The organism is Actinophytocola sp. (assembly GCF_049647105.1).
Classification (GTDB): Bacteria; Actinomycetota; Actinomycetes; order Mycobacteriales; family Pseudonocardiaceae; genus Actinophytocola.
Genome location: NZ_JBARWZ010000071.1, coordinates 1 through 4777 on the forward strand (window position 1 = coordinate 1; position 4777 = coordinate 4777).

Below are 4777 nucleotides of genomic sequence, written 5' to 3' on the forward strand. Positions count from 1 at the left end.
CAACCCCGCGAGTCCACGCTTGGGAACCCGCGAGTCCACGGTTGGGGACCCGCGAGTCCACGGTTGGGGACCCGCGAGTCCACGGTTGGGGACCCGCGAGTCCACGGTTGGGGACCCGCGAGTCCACGGTTGGGGACCCGCGAGTCCACGGTTCGGAACCCCTGAGTTGGCGGTTCAGCACCCGCGAGTTGGCGAGCTGCACCGTCATCGACAGCGCCGAACCGCCAACTCGGCGGTCCCCAACCGTGAACTCGCGGGTCCCCAACCGTGGACTCGGCGGTCCTGAACCGTGGACTCGCGGGTCCCCAACCGTGGACTCGCGGGTCCCCAACCGTGGACTCGCGGGTTCCCAAGCGTGGACTCGCGGGGTTTCGGTGGTTGGTTTGTCTGCTTGGGTGGTTAGTGTTGTTTTGCTGTTGTGAGTTGGTGGTGGGTTGCCATGATTCGGTCGTATGACTTTGGTTTCGCCGTTGTGGGCTTTGCCGTCGTTGACTCGGTGCCGTTCGGGCCTGTTGGCGGTTTTCCCTTGGTGTAGAGCCAGGTGGTGAACAGGGCGTCCAGCTGTTTGCCGGAGATCCGTTCCGCCAGCGCGATGAACTCGGCGGTCGTCGCGGTGTCGTAGCGGTGGCGTGTCGTCCAGGTCCGCAGGATTCTGAAGAAGGCGTCGTCGCCCACCTCGGTGCGCAGTGCCTGCACGGTCATGCCGCCTCGGTCGTACACCGCGTCGGCGAACAGGTCGTCCGCGCCGGGATCGGTCGGGAGGACCTGCCAGAACTCGTCGGCCGCCGGGATGGCGTCGTAGACGAACTGCGCCACCTCCGCCGCGGTGCCCTCGCCCTCGTTCTCCGACCACAGGTACTCGGCGTACGTGGCGAAGCCCTCGTTCAGCCAGATCTCGCGCCAGTCGTCGACCGACACCGAGTCGCCGAACCACTGGTGTGCGAGTTCGTGTGCCACCACGTAGGTGTTGGCACCGCTGTAGAAGAACCCGGCGTCGTACACCGGGCGGGTCTGGGTCTCCAGTGCGAAACCCAGGCCCGAGTCGACGACGCCGCCCTGCTCCTCGAACGGGTACCGGCCGAAGCTCTCCGCCAGGAAGTCCACCACCTCCGGCGTGCGTTCCACCGACGCCCGTGCCGCCGGGCCGCTCGTCCCCAGGTCGTCGCCGTACGCGGTGACCAGCTGCTGCCCGTTGGGCGCCGTCGCGAACCGGACCTCGTACTGGCCGATCGCGAGGAAGGTCAGGTACGGCGCCTGCGGCAGCGCACTGCGCCAGCTCCACCGCACCCCGCCCGGCACCCGCCGCACGTCCCGGAGCTCACCGTTCGACAGCGCCTCGACTCCCTCGGGCACCGCGATCGACACGTCGAACGTCGCCTTGTCCCTCGGGTGGTCGTTGCTCGGGTACCACCACGGCGCGATGTGCGGCTGGTTCACGCCCAGCGCGCCGGTCGGCGTGCGCTGCCAGCCCACGAAACCGTACAACCGGTACGGCTCAGGCGTGTCCGTGTACCGCACGACCACGGTCATGTCGCTGCCCTTGGGTACCACCGACTTCGGCCGCACGGTCAGCTCGCCGCCGGTGGTGCTGAACGCGGCGGGCACGTTGTTCACCCGCACGGACGACACCTTCAGCAGGAAGTCGAGGTTGAACCTCGACAGGTCCTGCGTCGCCGTGGCGAGGATCGTCGTCGAGCCGGACAACAGGTCGGCCGGCGGTTGGTAGTCCAGGCGGATGTCGTAGTGCGTCGCGTCGTAGCCGCCGTTGCCGTCGAGCGGGTAGTAGGAGTCGCCGAGGCCAGGCGCGCCGGGCGCCCCAGCGGCGGCAGTGACGGGGGACGCCGCCAGCACTACCACCAGTCCGGCGATCAACAAGGCAGGGGTTCTCTTCATGGTTACCTCCCGCCTGGCACCGTAGACCCGCGTATGTGAGCCGCAACACCAGCAAACGTGTTGTCCCACAACGTAAAACACTATGCGTTAGTCGTCATGCCGGCCGGGTGAACGCGGTTTCATCACCCGTTTGGACCTGGCTTGACCCAGCCGGGCAAAATCACGGCGAGTTCGACTTCGGAGGTTCGGTTTGGCCCAGGTCACGGCGACAGTGGACTTCGGCACCTCTCATACGGTCGCCGTGGTGTCCGGCCCCGGCCTGCCCGCGCGGTTGGTCACCGTGGACGGGCAGCCGTGGTTCCCGTCCGCCGTGTTCTGGACCAGCCGGGGCGACGCGGTGGTCGGCGGCGACGCGATGCGGCTGGCCAGGACCGAACCCGCACGGCTGGAGCCTCGGCCGAAGTCCAGGATCGCCGAGCCGGACGTCCTGCTCGGGGACGCGGTCGTGCCGACCGCCACGCTCGTGCGCGCGGTGCTGGCCAAGGTCGTCGGCGCGGCGACCGAGACGGCGGGCGCACCGGTACAGCACCTGGTGCTCACGCACCCGGCGAACTGGGGCTCGACGCGGATCGGCGCGCTGCTCTCGGCTGCGCAGGGCCTCGCGCCCCGGCAGTCCACCGTGTCCGAGCCGGTGGCCGCGGCGACCTGGTTCGCGAAGCGGCACGAGTTCCCGGTGGGCGCGTCGATCGGCGTGCTCGACTTCGGCGGCGGCACCTGTGACGCCGCGGTGGTCCGGCGGGAAGGGACCGGCCTGTCCGTCACCGGCTGCGCCGGCCTGCCCGACCTCGGCGGCGACGACCTCGACCAGCGGATCGTGGACGCGATCCGGGCGGCCGAGCCCTCGGTCGCCGAACTGCTCGACGACCAGCAGCGGGCGCATCCCGACCGGATGGCCGCGCTGCTGCGGTTCCGCGACGACGTCCGTGCCGCCAAGGAGGTGCTGTCCCGGCACCCGCAGGTGGAGATCGCGCTGCCCGGCGACCGGCCGGACCGGCTGCTCACCCGCATCGAGTTCGAGCGCCTGGTGTCGGCGGACCTGGCCCGCGCGGTCACGTTGCTCACCGAGGTGGTCGCCGGTTGCGGGCTGCGGCCCGCCGACCTGCACGCGGTCCACCTGGTCGGTGGCGCGGGACAGATCCCGCTACTCGGCACGCTGCTCGGCCACGCCGTCGGGGTGCGGATCGGCCTCGACGAGGCGCCGCAGTCGGTGGTGGCGCTGGGTGGTCAGGCACTCACGGTGTCCGACGAGACCGCGCCCCCGGTGACGACCCCCGTCGCCGAAACGCCGACGGCGAGCCACGACCCGATCCCGTTCCCCACCGGCCCGGTCGCCGTCGCCACCCGCACACCGCCCGGTGCCCGGCGCAGGCCGTGGGTGGCGGTCGCCGTCGCGACCGTCGCCGTGCTCGTCGCCGTCACCGCGACCGCGCTGGGCGGCGACCGCACCGTGTCCGGCGAGGCACGCGCCGTGGCGTCGGGGGCGGCGCCGCTGTCCGTGCCACCGCCCGCCGACGGCAGGCCGATCGCGATCCCCGGCCAGTCCACGCAGCACCTCCCGGTCGTCGAGAAGGGCACGACGGTCGAGTACGAGTCGGGCGGGGCGGCCATGACGTGGCGGCTGGACGCCTTCGTCGACACCGCCGAGCAGAGCGCGGAACTCGAGGAGGCCGGGGTCCGCGTCGACGACGCGCACCGGCTGGTGCTGGTCCGGATCACCGTCGGTGCCGTGGACAAGGAGGCAAGCCCCAGCACGGTGGAGGCCGACACCCATCTGGTCGACGACCGGGGGCTGATGGTCTCCTCGACGGAGAACTTCCGGCTGCGGGGGTGCCAGGAACGTGCCGGCGAGCAACTCGACAAGGGCGAGGAACGCCAGACGTGCCTGGCGTTCCGGGTGGGCCGCACCGCGCCGGTCACCGAGGTCGCGCTCACCGGCGTCAGCACCCGCAGGCCCGGGGTCGTGCCGCAGGACCAGCTCACGGCGGGCGCCAGGGTCCGGGTGACCGGCAGCCGGGTGGACGGGACGGCCCAGCCGTTGCCGCGTGGCGCGTTGCCGCTGCTCGTCCCCCACACGTTCGCCGGCAGCGACAACATCCCAGCCGCCGAGGTCGCCGTGGCGGACCTGGTGCCGGAACCGTCCGCCTACTTCGACGCGGAACCCATCGGGTTGCCCGGCAGCCGAGGGGTGCTGGTGCGAGTCGCCGTCCGCATGGCGGAGGCCGGCGAGGTGATGCCGTCGCTGCAGGTCCAGCTGCAGGACGACCGCGGCACCGCCATCGACGGCTCCGACTCGACGACCGTCACGACCGAGGGTTGCACCGCGCAGCACGAGATCGCCAAGAGCACCGACCTGCGGCTGTGGTGCGTGCTGTTCGCGGTGCCGACCGCGACGCCGGTGCGCAACGTGGCGATCTCGGAGTACGGCCCCGGCGAGGTCCTCTGGGCGGCGTCGTGAGCGCGGGTGAGCTGACCCTCGCCATCGACTTCGGCACCACGAACACCGTGGCCGTGGCACGGCGGGACGGCTCGGCGGCGTGGGTGGTGAGCGTGGACGGTGCGCCGCACCTGCCGTCGGCGGTGTTGCTCGGCGCGGACGGCGAACTCGTCGTCGGCGTGGACGCCCTGCGGCTCGGCCGGTCCTCGGCGCACCGGCTGGAGCGGAGCCCGAAGGCACGGCTGTCCGAGGACACGCTCCTGCTCGGCGACACCCAGATCGACGTGGTGACCGTCGTGCGGGCCGTGCTGACGAAGGTCTGCGCCGCGGCGGCCCGGCAGGCGGGCGGGCCGGTCGGCCACCTGGTGCTGACCCACCCGGCGGACTGGGGCGCGGTGCGGATGGGCATGCTCCCCCGCGCGGCCGCCGGTCTCGCGCCCAGGCTGAGCC

At 71.8% G+C, this 4777-nt stretch carries 2 protein-coding genes and 1 pseudogene; 2 read left to right on the plus strand and 1 reads right to left on the minus strand.

The window, feature by feature from the left end; all coding sequences use genetic code 11:
- Positions 1-399 precede the first annotated feature (399 nt).
- A complete protein-coding gene (locus WBA97_RS08920; RefSeq protein ID WP_424230252.1) occupies positions 400-1893 on the minus strand; it encodes a M1 family metallopeptidase in 1494 nt (497 codons plus the stop codon).
- 190 nt (positions 1894-2083) lie between these two features.
- Between WBA97_RS08920 and WBA97_RS08925 the strand changes: the two genes are divergently transcribed.
- Together WBA97_RS08925 and WBA97_RS08930 are read left to right on the plus strand one after the other, a co-directional pair.
- A complete protein-coding gene (locus WBA97_RS08925) occupies positions 2084-4348 on the plus strand; it encodes an Hsp70 family protein (protein WP_424230253.1) in 2265 nt (754 codons plus the stop codon).
- A pseudogene (locus tag WBA97_RS08930) lies at positions 4345-4777 on the plus strand (type VII secretion-associated protein); the annotation flags it as partial. The gene WBA97_RS08925 and the pseudogene WBA97_RS08930, both read left to right, overlap by 4 nt.